General features: G+C 71.0%; 1 protein-coding gene. It reads right to left on the bottom strand.

Going from position 1 to position 1,966, the window contains the following annotated elements:
- Positions 1-606: 606 nt before the first annotated feature.
- On the bottom strand, positions 607-1,908 hold the full coding sequence (locus G6R24_RS20560) for a galactokinase (protein ID WP_163550779.1): 1,302 nt from the start codon (positions 1,906-1,908) through the stop codon (positions 607-609).
- Positions 1,909-1,966 lie beyond the last annotated feature (58 nt).

The raw sequence follows: 1,966 nt of genomic DNA, 5'->3' as shown, positions 1-1,966 counted from the left end.
CTCCAGCCGCCTCCGTCCACCCCGACTGCAGTCGTCGCCACAAGCACCCGACCCATTACCATTGGCAACACCCACCCCTCGCCGCCGACGCCATTCGGCCCCTATCGCCGATGGCGCTTCCCCCGTCCCTTTCACGCGGGCCACAAAGGTCCTTGATCGAATCTGCCGGGGTCCGGTGAAAAGAATCGGCTCCAGATCTTTCGCCCAAGCTCAGCAGAATCGCCTGAACCTCGGCGATGTGGTCGTCCGAAGCCGACGTTCGCACTCCACCACTCACCCGACGCGACCGAGAACCACGCTCCGCGACGAAGAAGGCGACTGGCGCGGCCCGCTCCAGCTCATGCCGAGGGTTGTTCGGTAATCAAGTGGTCCATTTCCCGAAAAACCCTCGGCGTGCCCTCGCATATACCTCGGCAACGGCGAGCACTCGGTACGCCACACCCGAAAGTCACCGAGCGCGCACCCAACGTCCAAAGAGGCTCGGACGCCACCCGGGACACAGCCGGCCAGGTCAACCCACCGGGTCGGCCGGCCAGGTCCGGCTGCCGGGTTACGACATCACCGGGTCGCGAGGTCGGCGGGTCGCGAGGTCGACGGGTCGGCGGGTCACGAGGTCGGGAGGTCGAGAGTGGTGATGGAGGTGCCCTCGGAGGCCGCGCAGATGTGAAGGACTGCGTGACGTCCGGTCCGTGCGGTGTAGGCGGGACGGACCGTCGAGCCGAAGACGTCCACCTGGGTGCGGTCGACGAGGGCGATCGCGCATCCGGCGAAACCACCGCCGGTCATCCGGGCGCCGTAGCAGCCGGGGGCGGCGATGGCCACCTCGACCGCCGCGTCCAGCTCGGGGCCGGACACCTCGAACTCGTCGCGCAGGCCACGATGCCCCTCGACCAGCAGCCGTCCGGCGGTCTCGGGATCGTTGCCGGTCAGGGCCGCGACGACCGCGTCAACCCGGGCGTTCTCGGCCAGGACGTAGCGCGCTCGACGTAGCGCCACCTCATCCAGCCGATGCTCGGCATCGGATGGCAACGCTGTCACGTCCCGCAACGATGGGACGCCCAGCGCCTGGGACGCCCGTGCGCACTCCGCCCGCCGCTGGGCATACGCACTGGTCACGAGCTCACGACGAGTCCCGGTGTCGAGGAAGACCACCGCGAGCCCCGCCGGCAAGGGGATGGGGGTGACGCTCAGCGATCGGAAGTCGATGCGAAGCGCATGCCCGGCGACACCGCCCGCGCAGGCCAGCTGGTCGAGTAGCCCCGTGGCCGCGCCGACCCACTCGTTCTCCGCCCGCTGGCCCCATCGGGCCAGTTCCACCACATCCACCACGCGGGCCAGTCCTGACCCGTCCATCGGCGGCACCGTCAGCGGCATGCGTGACGGCGCGTCGGGAGAGGTCGTGCCCTGCTGGCCCGTCCGGGCCAGGGAGAGACCCGCCACCACCACCGCCAGTTCGAGTGCGGCGGACGACGACAGCCCGGCCCCCACCGGTATGTCGCTGGTCAACGCACCGTGCCAGGCAGTCAGGTCAACGCCCGCGGCGGCGAGCTGGACGGCCACACCTTCCACGTACCGGGCCCATCCGCTAGCCCGTGCGGAGGGTGGGGTGTCTGGCCCGGGCGGAGGTAGCTGGACGACGGCAGGCGCCGCGTCCTGCTCGGACACCAGGTGCAGCCGTCCGCCCCAGTGGGGGTCGTCGCCGGGGGCGACGGTGTCCGGGCCGGATGGGCGGAGCGCGACGCACAGGTCGCGGTCCAGGGCGAGAGGGAGGCAGAGGCCGTCGTTGTAGTCGGTGTGCTCGCCGATGAGATTGACCCGCCCCGGCGATCGGACCAGGTGCGTTGGCGACCGACCGTAGGTGGCGACGAACAACCGCACCGCCCGTTCCGCGGCCGTGCATCCGGACACGGCGAACGCGGAGGGCGCGGCCGGCGCGGAGGGTGGGCGGCGCGCCGCCGGCGAGGCA

The organism is Candidatus Frankia nodulisporulans (assembly GCF_902806475.1).
Taxonomy (GTDB): Bacteria; Actinomycetota; Actinomycetes; order Frankiales; family Frankiaceae; genus Frankia; species Frankia umida.
Note: the sequence above shows the minus strand (reverse complement) of the source record. Positions and strands in the feature narration are given on the sequence as shown.